17 protein-coding genes and 1 pseudogene are annotated in these 20,128 nt (G+C 65.8%); 10 read left to right on the plus strand and 8 right to left on the minus strand.

The window, feature by feature from the left end; all coding sequences use genetic code 11:
* Positions 1–58: 58 nt before the first annotated feature.
* The 4 genes from IVB46_RS01095 to IVB46_RS01110 all read right to left on the minus strand — a co-directional run bounded on the left by IVB46_RS01095 (position 59) and on the right by IVB46_RS01110 (position 4,640).
* On the minus strand, positions 59–358 hold the full coding sequence (locus tag IVB46_RS01095) for an acylphosphatase (RefSeq protein ID WP_014494616.1): 300 nt from the start codon (positions 356–358) through the stop codon (positions 59–61).
* Positions 355–1,221, minus strand: a complete 867-nt coding sequence (locus IVB46_RS01100; protein ID WP_247301835.1) for an isocitrate lyase/PEP mutase family protein — start codon at positions 1,219–1,221, stop codon at positions 355–357. The genes IVB46_RS01095 and IVB46_RS01100 overlap by 4 nt, the downstream gene beginning before the upstream one ends.
* Positions 1,222–1,378: 157 nt before the next feature.
* On the minus strand, positions 1,379–3,394 hold the full coding sequence (locus tag IVB46_RS01105; protein ID WP_247341670.1) for an acetyl/propionyl/methylcrotonyl-CoA carboxylase subunit alpha: 2,016 nt from the start codon (positions 3,392–3,394) through the stop codon (positions 1,379–1,381).
* A gap of 175 nt (positions 3,395–3,569) precedes the next feature.
* Entirely contained in the window at positions 3,570–4,640 is a 1,071-nt protein-coding gene (locus IVB46_RS01110) for a putative zinc-binding peptidase (RefSeq protein WP_247301831.1), read from the minus strand.
* Between the two features lie 212 nt (positions 4,641–4,852).
* On the opposite strand from IVB46_RS01110, the pseudogene IVB46_RS01115 reads away from it, so the two are divergent.
* The 5 genes and pseudogenes from IVB46_RS01115 (at position 4,853) to IVB46_RS01135 (ending at position 10,743) form a co-directional block, all read left to right on the plus strand.
* Positions 4,853–7,330, plus strand: a pseudogene (locus IVB46_RS01115) (PAS domain S-box protein).
* Positions 7,331–7,340: 10 nt separating this feature from the next.
* Positions 7,341–7,781 (plus strand): EamA family transporter, encoded by a 441-nt coding sequence (locus IVB46_RS01120; protein WP_208087381.1) that lies wholly within the window; start codon positions 7,341–7,343, stop codon positions 7,779–7,781.
* A 68-nt stretch (positions 7,782–7,849) separates the two neighbouring features.
* Entirely contained in the window at positions 7,850–9,136 is a 1,287-nt protein-coding gene (locus IVB46_RS01125) for an MFS transporter (RefSeq protein ID WP_247301826.1), read from the plus strand.
* 25 nt (positions 9,137–9,161) lie between these two features.
* Positions 9,162–10,412 carry an arsenic transporter gene (locus tag IVB46_RS01130; protein ID WP_247301823.1) on the plus strand — a complete coding sequence of 417 codons (1,251 nt, stop codon included), beginning with the start codon at positions 9,162–9,164 and terminating at the stop codon, positions 10,410–10,412.
* 97 nt (positions 10,413–10,509) lie between these two features.
* Positions 10,510–10,743, plus strand: a complete 234-nt coding sequence (locus IVB46_RS01135; protein WP_247301821.1) for a hypothetical protein — start codon at positions 10,510–10,512, stop codon at positions 10,741–10,743.
* A 46-nt stretch (positions 10,744–10,789) separates the two neighbouring features.
* Here IVB46_RS01135 and IVB46_RS01140 read toward each other — a convergent pair whose 3' ends face one another.
* Both IVB46_RS01140 and IVB46_RS01145 read right to left on the minus strand, forming a co-directional pair.
* Positions 10,790–12,154: an MFS transporter gene (locus tag IVB46_RS01140; RefSeq protein ID WP_063982669.1), complete on the minus strand. Its 1,365-nt coding sequence runs from the start codon at positions 12,152–12,154 to the stop codon at positions 10,790–10,792.
* A 25-nt stretch (positions 12,155–12,179) separates the two neighbouring features.
* The gene (locus tag IVB46_RS01145; protein ID WP_028152288.1) at positions 12,180–12,947 is read right to left on the minus strand and encodes a GntR family transcriptional regulator; all 768 of its coding nucleotides are present in this window, start codon (positions 12,945–12,947) and stop codon (positions 12,180–12,182) included.
* A gap of 174 nt (positions 12,948–13,121) precedes the next feature.
* On the opposite strand from IVB46_RS01145, the gene IVB46_RS01150 reads away from it, so the two are divergent.
* Genes IVB46_RS01150 through IVB46_RS01160 form a run of 3 tightly spaced genes read left to right on the plus strand, consistent with a single transcriptional unit; the run spans position 13,122 to position 16,159 of the window.
* Positions 13,122–14,321, plus strand: a complete 1,200-nt coding sequence (locus tag IVB46_RS01150) for a mandelate racemase/muconate lactonizing enzyme family protein (RefSeq protein ID WP_247301818.1) — start codon at positions 13,122–13,124, stop codon at positions 14,319–14,321.
* 12 nt (positions 14,322–14,333) lie between these two features.
* On the plus strand, positions 14,334–15,101 hold the full coding sequence (locus IVB46_RS01155; RefSeq protein WP_247301815.1) for an SDR family oxidoreductase: 768 nt from the start codon (positions 14,334–14,336) through the stop codon (positions 15,099–15,101).
* Positions 15,102–15,127: 26 nt separating this feature from the next.
* Positions 15,128–16,159, plus strand: coding sequence for an L-idonate 5-dehydrogenase (locus IVB46_RS01160; protein WP_247301812.1), 1,032 nt, complete (start codon positions 15,128–15,130; stop codon positions 16,157–16,159).
* Between the two features lie 14 nt (positions 16,160–16,173).
* On the opposite strand, the gene IVB46_RS01165 is transcribed toward IVB46_RS01160, so the two are convergent.
* Positions 16,174–17,031, minus strand: coding sequence for a DUF3280 domain-containing protein (locus IVB46_RS01165; protein ID WP_247301808.1), 858 nt, complete (start codon positions 17,029–17,031; stop codon positions 16,174–16,176).
* A gap of 188 nt (positions 17,032–17,219) precedes the next feature.
* Here IVB46_RS01165 and IVB46_RS01170 point away from each other — a divergent pair, with 188 nt between their 5' ends.
* On the plus strand, positions 17,220–18,605 hold the full coding sequence (locus IVB46_RS01170) for a HAMP domain-containing sensor histidine kinase (protein ID WP_063982665.1): 1,386 nt from the start codon (positions 17,220–17,222) through the stop codon (positions 18,603–18,605).
* The gene (locus tag IVB46_RS01175) at positions 18,602–19,288 is read left to right on the plus strand and encodes a response regulator transcription factor (RefSeq protein WP_063982664.1); all 687 of its coding nucleotides are present in this window, start codon (positions 18,602–18,604) and stop codon (positions 19,286–19,288) included. Before IVB46_RS01170 ends, IVB46_RS01175 begins: the two co-directional genes overlap by 4 nt.
* Here IVB46_RS01175 and IVB46_RS01180 read toward each other — a convergent pair.
* Positions 19,269–20,111, minus strand: coding sequence for a hypothetical protein (locus IVB46_RS01180; RefSeq protein WP_247301805.1), 843 nt, complete (start codon positions 20,109–20,111; stop codon positions 19,269–19,271). The genes IVB46_RS01175 and IVB46_RS01180 overlap by 20 nt on opposite strands.
* Between the last annotated feature and the right edge of the window lie 17 nt (positions 20,112–20,128).

Genomic DNA, 20,128 nt, shown 5'->3' on the forward strand with positions numbered 1-20,128 from the left:
TCTCTCCGTAAGAACGGGGCGAGGGAGCGCACCGCCCGCGCGGAAAGAGAATCCGCTCTCACACCGTCGGCAACACCGAAAACGCTTCCCCTGCCCTCCGCAGGTTCAACTCATCCGCACCGGCCGTCTCGCTCGTCACGCTATCCACACGCGATGACGGCGGGCCGTGGCGGCACAGCGCGACCATGTCGGCGACATGCTTCGGTGTGCCTGCGAACAGTGCTTCCACGCTGCCGTCGCGGCGGTTGCGAACCCAGCCCTCGAGGCCACTCGTTGTTGCCTGGTACTCGACCCAGGCCCTGTAGCCGACGCCCTGCACGCGGCCGCGGATCATGACCTGGAGGATCGCCCGGCTCATTTTTTCAGCCCGAGAAAGCCGGCGCTGCGCGCCTTGACGTCGGTCTCGCGCATGACGCGGTTGGTCAGGTCCGGCGACGGGAGGCCCTTGAGGTTCTTCGGCGGCGTGCCCTCGCGCAACGCTTTCTGCGTCTCGTAGACGGCCTGCGTGGCAGCCGCGATCGGCGCGTGGCCCTGAAGCGCGATGCGGACGCGCTGACTGGCGAGATAGTCAATCGCGTTCAGTTCGTCCGGCGCGCCGCCGAGCACGATGGGGAGATGCGTTGCGGCTACGATGGCTTCGAGCTCGGCGCGCGACTTGACGCCGGTGAAGAACAGCGCGTCGACGCCGGTCGCCTCATAGGCGCTGGCGCGGCGGATCGCATCCTCGATCGAGGTGACCGAGGCAGCTCCCGTGCGGCCCATGATGACGAGCGAGGGATCGCTGCGGCCATCGAGCGCCGCCTTCATCTTGCCGACGCCTTCTTCCAGCGAGATCAGCTGTGTCTTCGCCTCGCCAAACGCGGCCGGCAACAGCGTGTCCTCGATGGTGAGCCCGGCGGCGCCAGCGGTCTCCAGCTCTTGCACCGTGCGGCGCACGTTGAGCGCATTGCCATAGCCGTGATCGGCATCGACCAGCACCGGCAGCGTCGCCGCGCGCGACATCCGCCGCATCTGCTCGGCAAGTTCGGTGAGTGTGATCAGCGTGACATCGGGGTCGCCGAGCACCGCGAGCGAGGCCACCGAGCCGCCGAACATGCCGAGCGGAAAGCCGAGATCCTCGGTGATGCGGATGGAGATCGCGTCATAGACCGAGCCGGGATGAACGCAGGCCGAGCCCGTCAGGATCGAACGCAGTTTTTCGCGGCGGGAACGAAAGGCCATGGTGCCCTCTCAACTGTTGCGACGCAGCCGCAACATACTCCGTCATTGCGAGCGCAGCGAAGCAATCCAGAATCTTTCCGCAGAGGCAGTCTGGATTGCTTCGCTGCGCTCGCAATGACGATGTTGGTGGGGCCAGTGAGGGCCCCACTCACTTGCTTTACGCAAATTCCAGAATCAGCGCGTCCACCGCGAGCGTCGCGCCCGCGCTGGCGTGGATCTTCTTCACCGTACCGTCCTGCTCGGCGCGGAGCACATTCTGCATCTTCATGGCTTCGATCACCGCGAGCGTCTCGCCGGCCTTGATCTCCTGCCCTTCGGTCACCGCGATCGAGACCACAAGGCCGGGCATCGGGCAGAGCAGCTTCTTGCCGGTGTCGGAGGCCGTGGTCACCGGCATCAGCCGTGCCGAGGCTGCTTCCGCCTCGGTCCAGACATAGACCGGCACCTCGACGCCCTGGTGCGCAAGGCGGATGCCGTTGGCGATCGGGCGCGCCTGCACCGCGACGAAATGGCCGTCGATGGTGCCCTGCCAGACCGGATCGCCCGGCTTCCACGGCGACTGCAGCAGATGCGCGTTGCCGGCCTTGCCTTCGGCATCGACGAACCGGATCGCGATCGCCTCGCCCTCGCGTCCGACCTCGAGCAGAATCTCCTGGCGGTCGAGCCAGACCGCGCGGCGACGCTCGCGCTGCACGATGCGGCCGCCCATCTGGCCCGATATCTGTCGCTTGCGCTCGCCGAGCACGTGGTCGATGGCGGCGCCGACCGCCGCGATCCGACGCGCGACCTCGCCTTCGGGCACGCGCACAGCAAAGCCCTTGGGGAATTCCTCGGCGATGAAACCGGTCGAGAGCCGTCCCTCGCGCCAGCGCGGATGGTGCATCAGCGCCGACAGGAACGGGATGTTGTGCCTGATACCCTCGACATAGAACGAATCCAGCGCGGTGGCCTGCGCCTCGATCGCGGCCGCGCGCGACGGCGCATGCGTGACGAGCTTGGCGATCATCGGATCGTAATGGATCGAGATCTCGCCGCCCTCCTGCACGCCGGTGTCGTTGCGCACGGTGATGCCGTCTTGGCTGGCTTCGGCCGGCGGGCGATACTTCACGAGGCGCCCGATCGAGGGCAGGAAGTTACGGAACGGGTCCTCGGCGTAGAGGCGGGATTCCACCGCCCAGCCGGTGAGCGTAACGTCCTTCTGGGTGATCGCGAGCTTCTCGCCGGCGGCGACGCGGAGCATCTGCTCGACGAGGTCGATGCCGGTGACGAGCTCGGTGACGGGATGCTCGACCTGAAGGCGCGTGTTCATCTCCAGGAAGAAGAAGCTCTTGTCCTGCCCTGCGACGAATTCGACGGTGCCGGCGGAGTCGTAATTCACCGCCTTGGCCAGCGCGACGGCCTGCTCGCCCATCCTGCGGCGGGTGGCCTCATCGAGCAGCGGCGACGGCGCCTCCTCGATGACCTTCTGGTTGCGGCGCTGGATCGAGCATTCGCGCTCGCCGAGATAGATGACGTTGCCGTGCTTGTCGCCCAGCACCTGGATCTCGATGTGGCGGGGATCGACGATGATCTTTTCGACGAAGACGCGGTCGTCGCCGAACGAGGCCTTCGCCTCGGCCTTGGCAAGGTTGAAGCCCTCGGCAACCTCGCTCTTTGAATGCGCAATGCGCATGCCCTTGCCGCCACCGCCGGCGGAGGCCTTGATCATCACGGGATAGCCGATCTCGTCGGCGATCTTGACCGCGTGCTTGTCGTCCTCGATGACGCCGAGATAGCCCGGCACGGTCGAGACCTTGGCTTTCGCGGCGGCCTTCTTGGATTCGATCTTGTCGCCCATCGCGGCGATCGCGCCCGGGTTCGGGCCGATGAAGACGATGCCGGCAGCCTCCAGCGCGCGCGGAAACGCCTCGCGCTCGGACAGGAAGCCGTAGCCGGGATGCACGGCCTCGGCGCCCGTCTTGCGGCAGGCCTCCACGATCTTCTCGATCACCAGATAGCTCTCGGCGGCTGCGGGCGGGCCGATCAGCACGGCCTCGTCGGCCATCTCGACATGGAGGGCATCGCGGTCGGCCTCGGAATAGACCGCAACCGTCTGAATTCCCATGCGGCGAGCGGTCTTGATGACCCGGCAGGCGATTTCGCCGCGATTGGCGATCAGAATGCGTTTGAACATGCTTTTCTTGAGTCTCGACCTTGGGCGGGACCCTTCCCTGGCCGGTGGGGCCTGCGGGGACGGGCCGTGTGACCCCCGTGGTACATCAAAATCGGCCGGAGGCAACGGTCTAAATCCGCGCCCTCTGGCGTACCAGCGCAAGACCGAAATCGGCCTGGTCAGCCCATGAGCGGACCTACGGCTTCGCGGCCTTGGCCACGTCCCTGACCAAGCCGTGAATGAATCCCAGCTTGCCGACCACCGCCGGCGACAGGATGAAAGGATAGAGATCGCGCAGCCCCATGGCGCGGTTGACGCTGTTGATGGCGAAGGTGAAGGGCAGCCATGCATTGACGAGCGCCTCGACGTCCCTCGTCTCATAGGGGTTGAAACGGATGCGCGCCGTCAACTCCCCGTCGCGATCGACCCGGGGGCGCACCTCCATGCCGAACTCGGAGGCCATCTCCAGGGTATCGACGATGTGGAGGTAGTGCGCCCAAGTCTCGGCGAAATCCTCCCAGGGATGCGTGGTGGCGTAGGCCGAGACGTAGGTCTGCTGCCAGTCCGGCGGCGCGCCTTCGGCATAATGGAGCTGCAAGGCCTGGCCGTAATCGGCGGAATCGTCGCCGAACACGGCGCGGCATTCCTCCAGCCTGCCGCCCTCGCGCACCAGCGCGTCCCAGAAGTAATGGCCGACCTCGTGGCGAAAATGCCCGAGCAGCGTGCGGTAGGGCTCGCCCATCTCGAGCCTGCGCCGCTCGCGCTCGATCTCGTCGGTCTCGGTTAGCGCGATCGTGATCAGGCCGTTGTCGTGGCCGGTCATGATCCTCTGCCCGCTGTTCGGATCGTCGGCGAGGAAATTGAAGATCAGCCCATGTTCGGGATTTTCCTGCCGCGTCTGGAGCGGCAGCTTCCAGCGGATCAGGGAATAGAACAGCCGGTGCTTCGCCACCTCCAACTCGCGCCAGCCGGCGAGCTGAACCGGATCGGACAAATCGGGCACGATGCCGTTGTGGCGGCAGGCGCGGCAATAGCCGGTGGTATCGCCCGCATCCGTCAGCCAGTTGCACGCATCGTACTCGGCATTGCGGCAGAGCATCCGCCCCTTGCCCTTGCCGGCGAGCGTCATCCAGGCCCCGCCGTCGGGCTCGATCGCCGACATCGTCTCCTTCTCCGGCAGGAACGCGACGCGGTGGCCGCAGCGTTCGCAGGCGCGGTTCTCGAAATAGAGGACGTTGCCGCAGTCCTGGCAGACAAAGAGCTTCAAGATTTAGCCTCTTCGGGAAGGGAGTCTTATGATTAAGAGTTGCGACGCCTCGCAAATACGCGCGCGGGGGCTCATCGTTCCAACATTCGGGAACAAATAGCCAGACCCGGCGTTCGTTCATACCCGCCCCTGCGATCGGTGGCCCTTTCCGTCTTTATCCCCTTTTGAGTAATGGCTATCACGCTTTGTCTGTGGGAATATCGGCCCGGCACGTGCGCTCTTGCATCACAACGGCCGACACCTTGAACGATCCCTTGCCCGATACCACCGCCGCCGAAAGGCTGCGCCAGCACCTCGAAGAGATCGCGCGCGAGCGCGACAACGCCTATCACGCGCTCCAGGAGCGCGAGGCAGAGCTGGCGCGTATCCAGCGCATCGGCAAGGTCGGCGGCCTCGAGGTCGACTTCCGCGAAGGCTTCAAGAACCGCCGCTCGCCGGAATATCTGATGCTCCACGGGCTGCCGGCGGATGCCACCGACGAGTCGCATGAGGATTGGGTCAACCGCATCCATCCCGAGGATCGCGACGCCGCGGTCAAGCACTTCCTCGATGCGCTGGCCGGGACGAACGAAGACTACACCGCCGAATACCGCATCATCCGCCCCAACGACGGCGAGACCCGCTGGATCCGCGTCGTCGCCAAGTTCGAGCGCGACAGTGACGGCCGCGCCATTCGCCTCGTCGGCGCCCATATCGACATCACCGCCCAGGCGCTCGCGCGCGAGACGCTGCGCGAGAGCGAGGAGCGCTTCCGGCTGATCGCCGACAGCGCGCCGGTGCCGATCTGGGTCACAAAGCTCGACCGCACGCGCTCCTTCGCCAACCAGGCCTATGTCGACTTCATCGGCCTGCCCTACGAACGGGCCATCGATTTCGACTGGCGCAAGATATTGCATCCGGACGACCTGCCGCATGTGCTGCAGCAATCCGTCCAGGGCGAAGCGTCGCTGAAGCCGTTCGTGCTGGAAGCGCGCTACAAGAACGCCAGCGGTGAATGGCGGTGGCTGCGCTCGGAATCGCAGCCGCGCTGGGACCCGACCGGCAAGCACATCGGCTTCATCGGCGTCGCCCACGACATCACCGCCGCCAAGCAGGCCGAGATCGAGCTGAGGCGACTCAACGAGACGCTGGAGGAGCGCATCACCGAGCGCACCGCCGAGCTCGAATCCAACGAGGCGCGGCTGCGCGCGATCCTGGAGACAAGCAACCAGTATCAGGGGCTGGTCAATCTCAGGGGCGAGCTGCTCTACGCGAACCGGACTGCGCTCGATGGCATTCGCGTGGAGGCCCGCGACGTCATCGGCAAACCGTTCTGGGACACGCCCTGGTTCAACCAGACCCAGGGCATGAGCGCCGTCGTGCGCGAGGCCTTCGACACCGTGCTCAGAGGCGAAGCGGTGCGGCTGGAGATGCGCCTGCGCCTACCCATCGGGGAGCGCGATTTCGACTTCGGCATGCGCCCGGTGCTCGACCGCCACGGCAACATCACCGGTGCGGTGCCCGAAGCCGTCGACATCACCGAGCGCCGTCGCGGCGAGGAAGCGCTGCGCCAGTCGCAGAAGATGGAGGCGATCGGCCAGCTCACCGGCGGCGTCGCCCACGACTTCAACAACCTCCTCACCATCATCCGCTCCGCGACCGACTTCCTGCGCCGCCGCGAGCTGCCGGAAGAACGCCGCCGCCGCTATGTCGACGCCATCTCCGACACCGTGGAGCGCGCCTCCAAGCTCACCGCGCAGCTTTTGGCCTTTGCGCGCAGGTAGCCGCTGAAGCCGCAGATCTTCAACGTCGGCAGCCAGGTCGAGGCCGTGGCGCAACTGGTCCGGCCACTGGTCGGCGGCCGCATCGCGATCGCCGTCGAGGTGAACGATGCCGACTGCTTCACGGTGGCCGACATCGCGCAGTTCGAGACCGCGCTGATCAACCTCGCCATCAACGCCCGCGACGCCATGGATGGCGAAGGCCGCCTCACCATCGCCGTGCGCAAGGTCGCGGGCATCCCGAGCCTGCGTGCGCAGTCGGCGCGCGGCGGCGACTATGTCGCGATCTCGGTTGCGGACACCGGCAGCGGCATCGCCCCTGAAAACATCGACGCCATCTTCGAGCCGTTCTTCACCACCAAGGAGGTCGGCAAGGGCACCGGTCTCGGCCTCAGCCAGGCCTTCGGCTTCGCAAAGCAGTCCGAGGGCGACATCGCGGTGACGAGCACGCGCGGCGAAGGCGCGACCTTCACCATCTACCTGCCGCAGGCGCACAGTCCCGCCGCGGAGAAGGACGCTGCGGCACTGACCAGCGAAGCCGCCACCACCGGGCGCGGCTATCGCGTGCTCGTTGTCGAGGACAATGACGACGTCGGCCAGTTCTCGACCGAGCTGCTGGAAGATCTCGGTTATGTCGTCCGCCGGGTCGCCAACGCCAATGCGGCGCTCGGCATTCTCGGCGAGAACGAATTCGCCGTCGACCTCGTCTTCTCCGACGTCATCATGCCCGGCATGAACGGGGTCGAGCTCGCCGGCGTCATCCGCGAACGCTATCCGGGCCTGCCCGTCGTGCTCACCAGCGGCTACAGCAACGTCCTCGCCGAGAACGCGCATCGCGGGTTCGAGTTGATCCAGAAGCCGTACTCCGTGGAATCGCTGTCGCGTATCCTGCGCAAGGCGATCACCGAAAAGTTGGCGGCGGCAAGGTGAGAGATAACCGATGAAACCCGCCCTCCTCTCGGCCTGGCAGACCTGGGCGCTGCTCTCGGCCTGCTTTGCGGCACTCACCGCGATCTTCGCCAAGGTCGGCGTCGAGAACATCAATCCGGATCTGGCGACGTTCATCCGCACCATCGTGGTGCTGCTCGCCTTCTCGGTGCTGCTGTTCTTCACCGGCCAGTTCGCGGTGCCGTCGGCGGTCTCGTCGAAGACCTGGCTGTTCCTGGTGTTGTCCGGGCTTGCGACCGGCGCGTCCTGGCTGTGCTATTTCCGTGCGCTGAAGCTTGGCCCGGCGACGCTGGTGGCGCCGATCGACAAGCTCAGCGTCGTGCTGGTGGCTCTTTTCGCCTTCACCTTTCTCGGCGAGCGTCCGACCCCACAGGGCTGGCTCGGCATCGCCATGATCGGCGCCGGTGCGGTGCTGCTGGCCGTGAAGTTTTGAAGAGTGGAACAAAGGTGGCGTGAGATCGGTTTCTGGCCGGTCGCTTCCCAGCCTCGATCGAGAGACCGATGTCGAGCCAGGCCTCCCATCACCCCACCGACCAGACGAGACGCGCCGGCCGCGCGCTAGATGCGGCCAACTTCTTCCTCGCCGACGTCCGCGACGGGCTTGGGCCCTATCTCGCCGTCTATCTCCTCACCGAGCAGCACTGGGACGAGGCGCGCATCGGCCTCGTGATGTCGATTGCGACCATTGCCGGCATCGTGGCGCAGACGCCGGCCGGCGCGCTGATCGATGCGACGCGGGCGAAGCGGCTGGCGATGGTCATCGCCGCCATCATGGTGACGCTGGCGTCACTGTCGCTGCCGCTGTTTCCCGCCTTCCTGCCGGTCGCGGTCTCGCAAGGCATCGCGCAGGCCGCCGCCGTGATCTTTCCGCCGGCGATCGCCGCCGTCTCGCTCGGCATCTTCGGTCATGCCGCCTTCACCCGGCGGATCGGCCGCAACGAGACCTTTAATCACGCCGGCAATGCAGTCGCCGCCGGGCTGGCGGGACTTTCCGCCTATTGGTTCGGTCCGACCGTCGTGTTCTACCTTCTCGCTGCCATGGCGGTCGCAAGCCTCGTGAGCATTCTCGCGATCCCCGCTCACGCCATCGACCACGACCTCGCGCGCGGGCTGCACGACGCCGATACCGGTGACCAGCCGGAGCAGCCTTCAGGTCTCACGGTGCTCCTGACCTGCCGCCCCCTCCTCGTCTTCGCGGTCTGCGTCGTGCTGTTTCACCTGTCCAACGCGGCCATGCTGCCGCTGGTCGGGCAAAAGCTCGCGCTGCAGGACAAGAACATGGGCACCAGCCTGATGTCGGCCTGCATCGTCGCAGCTCAAATAGTGATGGTGCCGTTCGCGATGCTGGTTGGCGCGAAGGCCGACCGCTGGGGCCACAAGCGCTTCTTCCTCGCCGCATTGTTGATCCTGCCCATTCGCGGCGCGCTCTATACGCTCTCCGACAATCCGTTCTGGCTGGTCGGCGTGCAGCTTCTGGATGGCGTCGGCGCCGGCATCTTTGGCGCGATCTTCCCCGTCATCGTCGCCGACCTCATGCGCAACACCGGCCGCTTCAACGTCGCGCAGGGCGCCGTCATCACCGCCCAGAGCATCGGCGCGGCACTGTCGACGACGCTTGCGGGCCTCGTCGTGGTCGGAGCCGGCTACAGCGCGGCGTTCATCACGCTCGGCGCGGTCGCCGCGATTGGTGCCATCGTCTGCCTCCTCGCTTTGCCCGAGACCCGGCGTGGCACCTTGCAGGCACAGGGGAAGACAGCGGCTCCAGCATCGGTTATCGCTGCCGAATGAACCGACCCAACCTCAAGGACTGAACGTGCCGTCTGACGCCATCTGGGCCTGGAGCATCATCGTCGCCGCGACCGCAGGCGTCATCATCCGGCCTTTTCGCCTGCCCGAGGCGATTTGGGCCGTGATCGGCGCCGGCGCCCTGGTGCTGCTCGGCCTCCTGCCGTGGCAGGACGCGCTCACCGGCATCGAGAAAGGCGTCGACGTCTATCTCTTCCTGATCGGCATGATGCTGATCGCCGAGCTCGCCCGGCTCGAAGGCCTGTTCGACTATCTCGCCGCCCTCGCGGTCGAATATGCAGCCGGCTCGCCGCAGCGGCTGTTTCTGCTGATCTATCTCGTGGGCACCGTCGTCACCGTGCTGCTCTCCAATGACGCCACCGCGATCGTGCTGACACCCGCCGTCTACGCCGCCACGCGCGCAGCCGGCGCCAAGCCGCTGCCCTATCTCTTCGTCTGCGCCTTCATCGCGAACGCCGCAAGCTTCGTGCTGCCGATCTCGAACCCCGCCAATCTCGTGGTGTTCGGCTCGCGCATGCCGCATCTGACCGAATGGCTGCGTCAGTTCGCCCTGCCCTCGCTCGCCTCGATCGTGCTGACCTATGTCGTACTGCGCATCACCCAGCATCGCGCGCTGAAACAGGAGATCATCGAGCGCCGCGTGCCGCACAAGGTGCTCAGCCGCGGCGGCAAGCTGACCGCGATCGGCATTGCTGCGATCGGCGTCGTGCTGATCACGGCCTCCGCGCTCGACAAGCAGCTTGGCCTGCCGACCTTCATCTGCGGCGCCGTGACGACCGGCCTCGTCCTGCTGCTCAGCCGTCAGTCGCCCATGCCGGTACTGAAGCACGTGTCCTGGAGCGTGCTGCCGCTGGTCGGCGGGCTTTTCGTGATGGTGGAAGCACTGGTGAAGACTGGCGTGATCGGCCATCTCAGCGCACTTCTGCACGAGGCCGTCGCGCAGTCCGTACCCGGGGCCGGCTGGAGCGTTGGGATCGCCACCGCCATCGCCACCAATATTGCCAATAACCTGCCGGTCGGCCTCGTCGCCGGGTCGATCGTGGCCGCCGATCACCTGCCCACCCCGGTCGTCAGCGCCATCCTGATCGGCGTCGACCTGGGACCGAATTTCTCGATCACCGGTTCGCTCGCGACCATCCTGTGGCTGGTCGCGCTCCGCCGCGAAAAAATCGAGGTCGGCGCCTGGCCGTTCCTCAAGCTGGGGCTGCTGGTGACGCCACCCGCCTTGATCGCAGCGCTTGCGGCTGCGATCTGGTAATCGCGCGCAATTTGCGGCTCATCAATGTCGCCGCCAAAGCCGGACCTATGCTTCTTCGCGTCGCGCAGCCTCACACGGCGCGGCACGGAGGTCCATCATGCAGAGTCAATCAAAGGCGTTGCCGCAGAGCTTTTCCCTGCGTCGGTCGCATCACAGCTTCACCGCGCGGGAACAAGGTGGCGGGACATTCCACCCCCTACTCGTCGTCTCGGTCGTGGTGCTGCTCACCCTGTTCGCGATCGTGGAGATCGACCTGCACAGCGCCCAGCTTCAGGCGATCGGCCTGCTCGGCCATGGGACCGGGATCGATCCCGTCTTCCTGAGCCCGTAGCGGGAAAAGCCCGATCGCGGCCACAAGGCCGCGACCGGGCAACGCGTTAGTCGTTCTCGTAGCCGTAGACTTCCGGCAGGATGAAGATTGCGGCGAGCAATCCGATCAGCGGGAAGATCGCGACCATCAGCGTGGCATTCGCCTGGCCGATCGCCGCGAACACCGTCGGGAACAGGAAGATCGCCAGGAACGACGGCAACTTCACGAACATGTAGGCGAAGCCGCTGGCCGTGCCGCGATACTTGGGCTTCGCAACCATGGTCGGGATCGTCATGCAGTTCGACGCGTCCCAATAATGGCCCCACAACATGGCGGCCGCTGCGAACGGCAGCAGGATCTTGTTGTCGGTGTAGAGCGCGAAGGCCGCGACCAGCAGCGAGGCCAGCACGATGCTGAAACCGGCGATCGAGATGCCGCGGTGGCCGATCTTGGGCGTCAGCAGCGGACCGACCCAGCCGGACAGAGCCGCGAAGGAAAACAGCGCCATCGTCACCAGATTGATGCCGAGCACGCTCGACACGCCAACCATCACGAACAGCACCGGCAGATAGAATGCGAAGGTCGAGAACTCGCTGCCTTGCGCGAAACAGGCGATCCAGCCGTAGATCGTGGCGCGCCAGCGGATCGGGTCCTTCCTGAGGTCAGCGATGAAGGCACGTGTGCTGACCTTCGGCACCTTCACGTCCTGGTCCGGCAGCATGTCGAGATTGTCGTTGAACATCTCGCGCGCGACCTTCTTGGCCTCGCGGTAACGTCCCTTCTGCACCAGCCACACCGCCGTCTCCGGCACGTCGTGACGCATGATCAGGATGATCAGCGCCGGCACCGCGCCGAGACCGAGCGTCACGCGCCACAGCATCTCGTGCTGCATGTCGATCAGCAGGAAGATCACGATGACACCGATGGTGAGAACTTCACCGACGGCGAACATGAATTGCCAGCGATTGCCCATGACCTCGCGCTCACCCTTGGCCATGGATTCCATGATGTAGGTGTAGCCGGTCGAAATATCCGAGCCGAGCGGAATGCCGAGCAGGAAGCGGATCACGATGAGCCAGGTCACGTTCGGCACGAAGGCCTGCGCCAGCGCGAGCACGATGAACAGCACCATCGTCACCAGGAACATGACGCGGCGGCCGATCTTGTCGGAGAGCCAGCCGCCGAGCAGCGCGCCGATCAGGGCGCCGCCCTGCGTGCCGGCTGCAGCGAGACCGAGCATCAGCGGATCGGGATTGTACTGCTCCTTGATGAAGATCAGCACGAAGGCGATCGAATAGAGATCCCAGGCTTCGACCAGGATCGAGGCCATCATCAGCCAGCCGACCTTGTTGCCCTTGGGACTGTAGTTCGTGATGAGGTAGCGGACCGCGGCTTCGCTCGCGGTCGGTTGTGGCATCGCCGTCGTTAACATCTTTGGTCCTCTCTTCAAAACTTTCTTACGTGCCGAGCAGCGGCTCGATGCTGCAATCGAGCAGGCGCGGATCGATCCCCGCCTCCATGCCCGTGAACATGTGGTCCATGTAGTCGATCAACGCATCGCTCGCCTTCACGGCGTCCTCGACATGGCGGCCGGCGACCGCAACGAGAATGGCGAGGTGGCGATCGATCGTGCCTGACAGTTCGGCCTGTCCCGGCATGAAGCGATGGTGGATGTAGCCGATGCGGCGGTACAGCGTGTGCAACGGCCGCAGCGTGTGCACCAGGAAGGGCTCGCCGGCTGCTTCCAGCACCAGCGCGTCGATGCGGCGATCGATGCTGTTGAATTCGTCGAGGGTCAGGGTGGCGCGGCGTTCGCGCAGCAGGCGCTCGATGTGCAGCGCCTGATTGCGATGCGACAGGCTGGCGCGATCGGCCGCGAGCCGCACGACAAAGCGCTCCATGTCGCGGCGCAAGGCCAGCAGCATCCGCTCGCGCGCAAGATCGATCGGCGCGATGTGCAGCCCGTGGCGTGGACGGATGATGATTAGCGTATCGGCGGAGAGACGATTGACGGCGTGATGCACCGGTGTGCGCCCGAAGCCGGTGATGTGCTGCAATTCCAGCATCGTCATGAATTGTCCGGGCTTGAGCTCGCAGTGGACGAGCAGCTCTTCGATCCTCTGGTAAGCCAGCTCGAAGAAGTTGAGCCGGTTGCGCCGGGAGGGCTTGCCCTCGCCGTCGTCCTCGTTTCTCACCACCTCGAGCGCGCGCTTGCGCCGTGCCATGTCGTCCTCCTGTCAACCGCGCTCTCATTGCTGGGTGGCGCCATAGTTGTGGGACTCTTAAAACATGTTGTGATATATTACAAGCAGGCGTAAGACGTTCGCGCGACCTGCAACATGTTGCAGTGCGAAATGAGACGTCAGGCGCGAGGCGCCTGTGATGGGAGGATTGTTGCCGTGAAGATCACGTCAATCGAGACGCTGCGCACCGAGGAATTTTCCAACGTCATCTGGGTGCGCGTTCACACCGACACGGGCATGATCGGTCTCGGCGAAACCTTCTATGGCGCGGGCGCGGTCGAAGCGCAGATCCACGACACCTTTGCCGGCCGCCTGCTCGGCCGCAATCCGCTGCACATCGAGGCGATCCACCGCGACATGCTGAACCTGCCGATGGCGCAGTCCTCGACCGGCGTCGAGTATCGCGCAGCTTCCGCAATCGACATCGCGCTATGGGATCTGTTCGGCAAGGTCTGCAATCAGCCTGTGCACCAGATGCTCGGTGGCCTCTGCCGCGACAAGCAGCGCATCTACAACACCTGCGCCGGCACGCAATATGTCCGCTCGATCAATATCAGCCCGGTCGCCAACTGGAATCTCGGCGCCTCCAAAGGCCCCTACGAAGACCTCGACGGCTTCATGCACCACGCCGACGCGCTGGCCGAAAGCCTGCTGGAGAGCGGCATCTCCGCGATGAAGATCTGGCCGTTCGATCCGGCGGCACAGGAGAACAAGGGCCTCTACATCACCGCAGCCCAGATGAAGCGGGCGATCGAACCGTTCGAGAAGATCCGCAAGGCCGTCGGCGACAAGATGGAGATCATGGTCGAGCTCCACTCGCTCTGGAACCTGCCGACCGCCAAGCAGATCGCGCGCGCGCTCGAGCCCTACAAGCCGACCTGGTACGAAGACCCGATCCGGATGAACTCGCCGCAGGCGCTGGCCGAATATGCCCGCTCGACCGACGTCTGGGTCTGCGCCAGCGAGACGCTGGGCTCGCGCTTTCCCTACAAGGACATGCTCGACCGCGACGCCATGCATGTGGTGATGGCGGATCTGTGCTGGACCGGCGGCCTCACCGAAGGCCGCAAGATCGCGGCGATGGCCGAGACCTATCACCGCCCGTTTGCGCCGCATGACTGCATCGGCCCGATCGGCTTCATCGCGGCCATCCACATGTCGTTCAGCCAGCCCAACACGCTGATCCAGGAATCAGTGCGCGCCTTCTACAGGGGCTGGTACAATGAGCTCGTCACCACGATGCCGACGATCAAGGACGGCTTTGTCTATCCGATGGAAGGGCCCGGCCTCGGCGTCGACCTTCTGCCCGCCGTATTCGACCGCTCCGATCTGACCGTGCGTCGCTCCAACGTCTGAGGATTTCTTGAGATGAGCACCGCCCTCTTCGACCTTTCCGGCCGCACCGCACTCGTGACCGGCTCCTCCCGCGGGCTCGGCCGCGCCATTGCCGAGGGCATGGCCAAGGCCGGCGCCAAGATCATCATCAACGGCGTCGACCCCAAGCGCGTCGAGCAGGCCGTCGCCGAGTTTCGCGCCGCCGGTCATCAGGCCGAGGGCGCCGCGTTCAACGTCACCGATGAGCCCGCGATCGTCGCGGCCTTCGAGCGCTTCGACCGCGAAGGGCTCGCGGTCGACATTCTCGTCAACAATGCCGGCATCCAGCACCGCAAGCCGCTGGTCGAGTTCACCACCGACGAATGGCGCAAGGTGATCGAGACCGATCTCACCAGCGCCTTCGTGATCGGCCGCGAGGCCGGCAAGCGCATGATCCCGCGCAAGCGTGGCAAGATCATCAATATTGGCTCGCTCGGCAGCGAGCTCGCCCGTCCCACCATCGCGCCCTACACCGCGGCCAAGGGCGGCATCAAGAACCTGACCCGCTCGATGGCGGTGGAATGGGCCCAGCACGGCATCCAGGCCAATGCGATCGGCCCCGGCTACATGCTGACCGACATGAACGAGGCGCTGGTCAACAACACCGACTTCAACAACTGGCTGATGGGCCGCATTCCCTCCAAGCGCTGGGGCAGGCCGGACGAGCTGGTGGGCGCGGCGATCTTCCTGGCGTCGGACGCTTCGACCTACGTCAACGGACAGATCATCTATGTCGATGGCGGCATGATCGCCGCGATGTAATCGCGAAAGCCTAAGGGAACGAGACCATGCGCGCCGTCGTCATCCACGCCCCGAAAGACCTGCGGATCGACAGCTATCCCGATCCAGCCCCCGCCCCGGGCGAAGTCCGCGTCAAGATTGCGAACGGCGGCATCTGCGGCTCCGATCTGCACTACTATCATCACGGCGGTTTCGGCGTCGTGCGCATCCAGCAGCCGATGGCGCTGGGCCATGAGATCGCGGGCGTGGTCGCGGCCGTCGGTGACGGCGTCACCAATGTGAAGCCGGGCACGCGCGTCGCCGTCAATCCGAGCAGACCGTGCGGCCAGTGCCTGCATTGCCAGGAAGGCATGCGCAACCAGTGCCTCGACATGCGCTTCCTCGGCAGCGCGATGCGTTTCCCCCATGTCCAAGGCGGCTTTCGCGAGTTCATCACGGTCGATGCCACGCAAGCCGTGCCGATTGCTGACAAGCTGTCGCTGGCGGAAGCTGCGGTGGCCGAGCCGCTCGCAGTGTGCCTGCATGCCGGCAAACAGGCCGGCCCCCTCCTCGGCAAACGCGTGCTGATCACGGGTTGCGGGCCGATTGGTGCGCTGATGATCCTGGTGTCGCGCTTCGGCGGCGCGTCCGAGATCGTGGTGACCGATGTCGCCGACGCGCCGCTCGCGGTCGCAAAGAAGCTCGGCGCCACCCACGCCATCAATGTCGCGACCGATGCCGCAGCGCTCGATCCCTGGCGCGCCGGCAAGGGCGTGTTCGACACCCTGTTCGAGGCCTCCGGCAACCAGGCCGCGCTGCGAACGGCGCTCGACGTGCTCAGGCCCGGCGCCACGCTGGTGCAGCTCGGTCTCGGCGGCGAGATGACGCTGCCGATCAACTCCATCGTCGCCAAGGAATTGCAGCTCCGCGGCACCTTCCGCTTCGACCCCGAATTCGAGCTCGCGGTGCGGCTGATGGGCGAAGGGCTGATCGACGTGAAACCGCTGATCACGGCCACCATGCCGTTCGAGAACGCGGTCGCCGCGTTCGAACTGGCCAGCGACCGCTCGCAATCGATGAAGGTGCAGCTGACGTTCTAGGGCTGGTATCGCGGTTACTGGCTCCCGATCAGCTTATCACTGACCAGCCGGACCGCACCCCGTTTCCACGAATAGTCGGCGCCCATGCGCAGGCCGCTGTCGCCACGCGACAGCACCGCACCGGTCCTGGCATCGCGGACCTGGAAGCCGAGCGTGTATTCGGTGCGGCTGACCCGCCGCACCACGCCGATCAACGACTGATCCGCGCCGAGCTTTTGCGCGATCGCCGCCTCGCAGCCGCCGCAATCCCGCAAGGCGCGCGCCTTGACCGCCTCGCCGCCGGCATCAACGATGCGGTAGCGGCCGGATTGGCCCAGCGCCTCGCGCACGCTGCCGGTGACCTCGGCCAGATACGACGCATCCGACGCGGCCGAAGTGCCAGCCGAGGCGGCGGTCGTATCCTCGAGCTCGAAATCGAACACGGCAAGCGCGGGCGTGGCGAGCGCGGCCATGACCTCGCGAGACACGAAAATCTCGGCGCGCTCCCATGATTCATCATTGTCGCCGCGGAAGGTGTAGAGCTTGTCCATCACGAGCTTCTTGGCGCCGACGTCGATCACGGCGACCTTGGCCCATTGCACCAGCGTGCTCGTCTTCTGGATGCCGCCGATGACCTTGAATGCCGCGCCGTCCTGGGCAGACGGCACCGGCCGGTAGCGGCCGTCCGCACTGATATCCCGCCTGAGCGCGGCCATGAACGCCGACAGCCGCCGCTCGTGGGCGGCGGTCTGGTTGGCCGGTTCGGCCGACGTATCGGTGTAGCTGAAATCGTCTATGGCAACGCCGATGGCATCCTCGGCGCCGGCAGGCGAAGAGGCCGCCGGGAGGACGAAGAGGAGGAAAGCAGAGAGGATCAAGCTGATACGGCGCATGCGGGCCTCGTGTGATGGAGCGGCGGCGCAATCTGGACGGCAGCCTCAGGTCATGCAGCTGCGCTGGTCCCGACCAAGGCCGGGAAAATTTCACGACGTTGCACCGCGGTATGCGCAGTGCTTTCCGCCGCTCGCGTTCTGCCGTTTAATGCGCCGGCGACAATTCCGTTCGCGCCAGGTGCCCGCCGATGTGGAACCGCCCGAGGTTCGATCTCAAGGTCCGTCTGACGTTGCGCGTGGCCGCCATATCGGCCGCGTGCTTCGCCGCGATCTCCGCCTATTTCCTCATCACCGCCGACCGCGCGGCCCATGCGCGCCTCGACGACATCGCCGCCATCGTGGCCAAGACGCTGGAGCTGCAACAGGGCAAGATCCAGTGGGTGGCTAGCCCGCGCTCGGACTTTCCCAACCTCGACCCCGTTTCGGCCTATGTGATGACGCCCGGCCTGTGCCTGGCGTTCCGCGGCGTGAGCGGCGACATCATCCAGCGATTCTGCAGTGGCGCGCCGATCCCGGCGAACCCGCCGCCGCAAGTCTTCGTGGCTTTCTATCGCAGCCTGTTCGACCCCGGCCGCGAGGCGGCACGGCCCGTGATCGTGCGCGGAACGAAGCTCGGCGAGACCGTGGTCTCGGTCGACCCGGCCGTGCAGACGGCCGACGCCTGGCACGAGGCCGGCCGGCTGATGCTCGCGCTTGCGATCGCACTGCCGCTGTTGTGCGTCCTGGTCTACGCCGCACTGGCGCGTGCGCTGCGCCCCACCCGCATGATCCGCTCCGGCCTCGAGCGGATCGCCGCCAATGACCTGTCGACGCGGCTGCCGCCGTTCGATCTCGCCGAGCTGTCGGCGATCCGCGACGTCTTCAACCATCTCGCCGAAAGCCTCGACACCGCGCTGGCCGAGCGCAGCGAATTGACGCGGAAACTGATCGCACTCCAGGACGAGGAGCGCCGCCATCTCGCGCGCGAGCTGCATGACGAGTTCGGCCAGTCGCTGGCCGCCATCCGCGCGCTCGCCTCCTCTGCCCGCCAGACCGCCGTACAGGACTGCCCCTCCCTGCTTGGCGAGTGCGACGGCATCGCGCGGACCGCAACCGGCATGATGGAGACGTTGCGCGGCGCGCTGTTCCGGCTGCGCCCGCCTGATGTCGAGGAGCTCGGGCTCGTGGCGAGCCTCGAAGGCCTGGTTGCGGGCTGGAACGGGCGTAGCCGCGGCCAGACACGGTTTTCGATCCGTTTCGACGGTGCGTTCGCGACCCTGCCCGCCACGATCAGCGCGAGCCTGTACCGTATCGTGCAGGAGGCACTCACCAATGCCGCCAAGCATGCCGGCGCCACGCGGGTAAGCCTGGAGCTTGCGATGCGTGCCGACGAGATCGCACTTGCGATCGACGACGACGGACGGTCGAACGATCCCGTCGCAAAATCCGGAATGGGCCTGCTCGGCATGCGCGAGCGCGTCGCGGCCTTGCGTGGCCAGTTGAGCTTCGAGGCCGCGCCGAACGGCGGCTCCGCGCTGCGCGTGGTCATTCCGCTTGCAGGCCTCGATCGGCAGCCACTGGAGCGCGCGGCATGAGCGCGGCCGATGCGACCATTCTGCTGGTCGACGACCATTCCGTCGTCCGCGAGGGCTATCGCTCCGTGCTCCAGAAGCAGCCGGGGCTTCGCGTCGTCGCCGAAGCCGCCGATGGCGCCGAGGCCTACCGTCTATTCAAATCCGAGGCGCCCGACCTCGTCATCATGGATCTGAGCATGCCCGGCATCGGCGGCATCGAGGCCGTCAGGCGCATCAGGCAATGGGATAAGGCGGCACGGATCCTCGTTTTCACCATGCACGAGAATGCCGGCTTCGCCGTGCAGGCGATCCGCGCCGGCGCGCGGGGCTATGTCACCAAGACCAGCCCGCCCGAGACGCTGGTGCGCGCCGTGATGGACGTGCTCGCCGGCAAGATCGCCATCAGCCCCGACATCGACCATGAGCTCGCGCTCAGCCGTATCAGCGGCGAGAGCTCGGCCGCCGACGTGCTCACGCCGCGCGAGTTCGAGGTGTTGCGGCTGCTGCTCGCCGAGAACACGACGGAGGAGATCGCCGAGACGCTACATGTCAGCCCGAAGACGGTCGCGAACCTGCACTCGCTGATCAAGGACAAGCTCGGCGTCGGCTCCGACATCGAGCTGGTCCGGCTGGCGCTGCGGCAAGGCCTGCTGACGCAGGCCGATCTCGGCGAAGCCCGGTCGCTCAGGCCAGATAACGCGTGAGATAGCCTTCCATGGCGTAGAGCGCGCAGAGCGCGAGGCTCGACCACACCGCGGCGGTGAAATACAGGAACATCCAGGTAAGCTCGCCCTTCCAGTGCGCGATGTCGTGGGTCACCACCCAGCGCGTCGCGACGTCATGCAGGCCTTCGAGGAAGCCGAGGAGCCTGTTGCCCTCTTCATGTCCTGCCCGCCAGCGGCTGAGATACATCGGCACGTCGACGGTAACGAGGAAGGCGAGGAAGCAGGCGATGCCGATGATGCCGGCGATCAGCGCCCAGCGCACCGGTCCCTGGAATTCCGGCATGAGGCGGCACAGCGCGATGCCAGCGAGGAAAAACGTCACCGCCCACAGCGAATTCTCGATCGCGTTGTAGAGGAAGTTCGTGGTGACGACCGCGTACCAGGAGAAGCACTCCGCGATGATGATGATAGGCACGATCACCAGCGCGATGTTGACCGCGGTCTCCGCCCCCGCCATGTGACCTAGCTGGTGCAGGATGATCGCCCATTGCGCGACGAAGCACAGTTCGGCCACGGTCGCGACGGTGCGGCCGACGAAGACGCTGGAGAGCCAGGTGTCGAACAGGCAGATGCGCTGCACGTCGGCGCGCGGCAGGAACGATCGGAACGCGCAGCCGAACACATAGCCGGCGCAGAGCAGGAACATCAGCCCGATATCCGAACCGCCGCCGGCGCTGCCGGCAGGCGTCGGATAGAACTCGCGGTACAGCATGAACCAGACGAGAATGTTGGCACTGCTGACAAGCGTCAGGGACCCCCACCACCACGCGAGGGGATTTGACCGCGCCTGCCACTGCAACATGAATCGCTCCGCCGTAA

Origin of the sequence: Bradyrhizobium sp. 61 (assembly GCF_023073075.1) — a bacterium.
GTDB lineage: Bacteria > Pseudomonadota > Alphaproteobacteria > Rhizobiales > Xanthobacteraceae > Bradyrhizobium > Bradyrhizobium barranii.

Excerpts from the sequence above, each read along its gene's own strand:
- IVB46_RS01095 (WP_014494616.1), bottom strand. The coding sequence starts at position 358 with ATGAGCCGGGCGATCCTCCAGGTCATGATCCGCGGCCGCGTGCAGGGC.
- IVB46_RS01100 (WP_247301835.1), bottom strand. The coding sequence starts at position 1,221 with ATGGCCTTTCGTTCCCGCCGCGAAAAACTGCGTTCGATCCTGACGGGC.
- IVB46_RS01105 (WP_247341670.1), bottom strand. The coding sequence starts at position 3,394 with ATGTTCAAACGCATTCTGATCGCCAATCGCGGCGAAATCGCCTGCCGG.
- IVB46_RS01120 (WP_208087381.1), top strand. The coding sequence starts at position 7,341 with ATGAAACCCGCCCTCCTCTCGGCCTGGCAGACCTGGGCGCTGCTCTCG.
- IVB46_RS01125 (WP_247301826.1), top strand. The coding sequence starts at position 7,850 with ATGTCGAGCCAGGCCTCCCATCACCCCACCGACCAGACGAGACGCGCC.
- IVB46_RS01135 (WP_247301821.1), top strand. The coding sequence starts at position 10,510 with ATGCAGAGTCAATCAAAGGCGTTGCCGCAGAGCTTTTCCCTGCGTCGG.
- IVB46_RS01140 (WP_063982669.1), bottom strand. The coding sequence starts at position 12,154 with ATGTTAACGACGGCGATGCCACAACCGACCGCGAGCGAAGCCGCGGTC.
- IVB46_RS01145 (WP_028152288.1), bottom strand. The coding sequence starts at position 12,947 with ATGGCACGGCGCAAGCGCGCGCTCGAGGTGGTGAGAAACGAGGACGAC.
- IVB46_RS01155 (WP_247301815.1), top strand. The coding sequence starts at position 14,334 with ATGAGCACCGCCCTCTTCGACCTTTCCGGCCGCACCGCACTCGTGACC.
- IVB46_RS01160 (WP_247301812.1), top strand. The coding sequence starts at position 15,128 with ATGCGCGCCGTCGTCATCCACGCCCCGAAAGACCTGCGGATCGACAGC.
- IVB46_RS01165 (WP_247301808.1), bottom strand. The coding sequence starts at position 17,031 with ATGCGCCGTATCAGCTTGATCCTCTCTGCTTTCCTCCTCTTCGTCCTC.
- IVB46_RS01170 (WP_063982665.1), top strand. The coding sequence starts at position 17,220 with ATGTGGAACCGCCCGAGGTTCGATCTCAAGGTCCGTCTGACGTTGCGC.
- IVB46_RS01175 (WP_063982664.1), top strand. The coding sequence starts at position 18,602 with ATGAGCGCGGCCGATGCGACCATTCTGCTGGTCGACGACCATTCCGTC.
- IVB46_RS01180 (WP_247301805.1), bottom strand. The coding sequence starts at position 20,111 with ATGTTGCAGTGGCAGGCGCGGTCAAATCCCCTCGCGTGGTGGTGGGGG.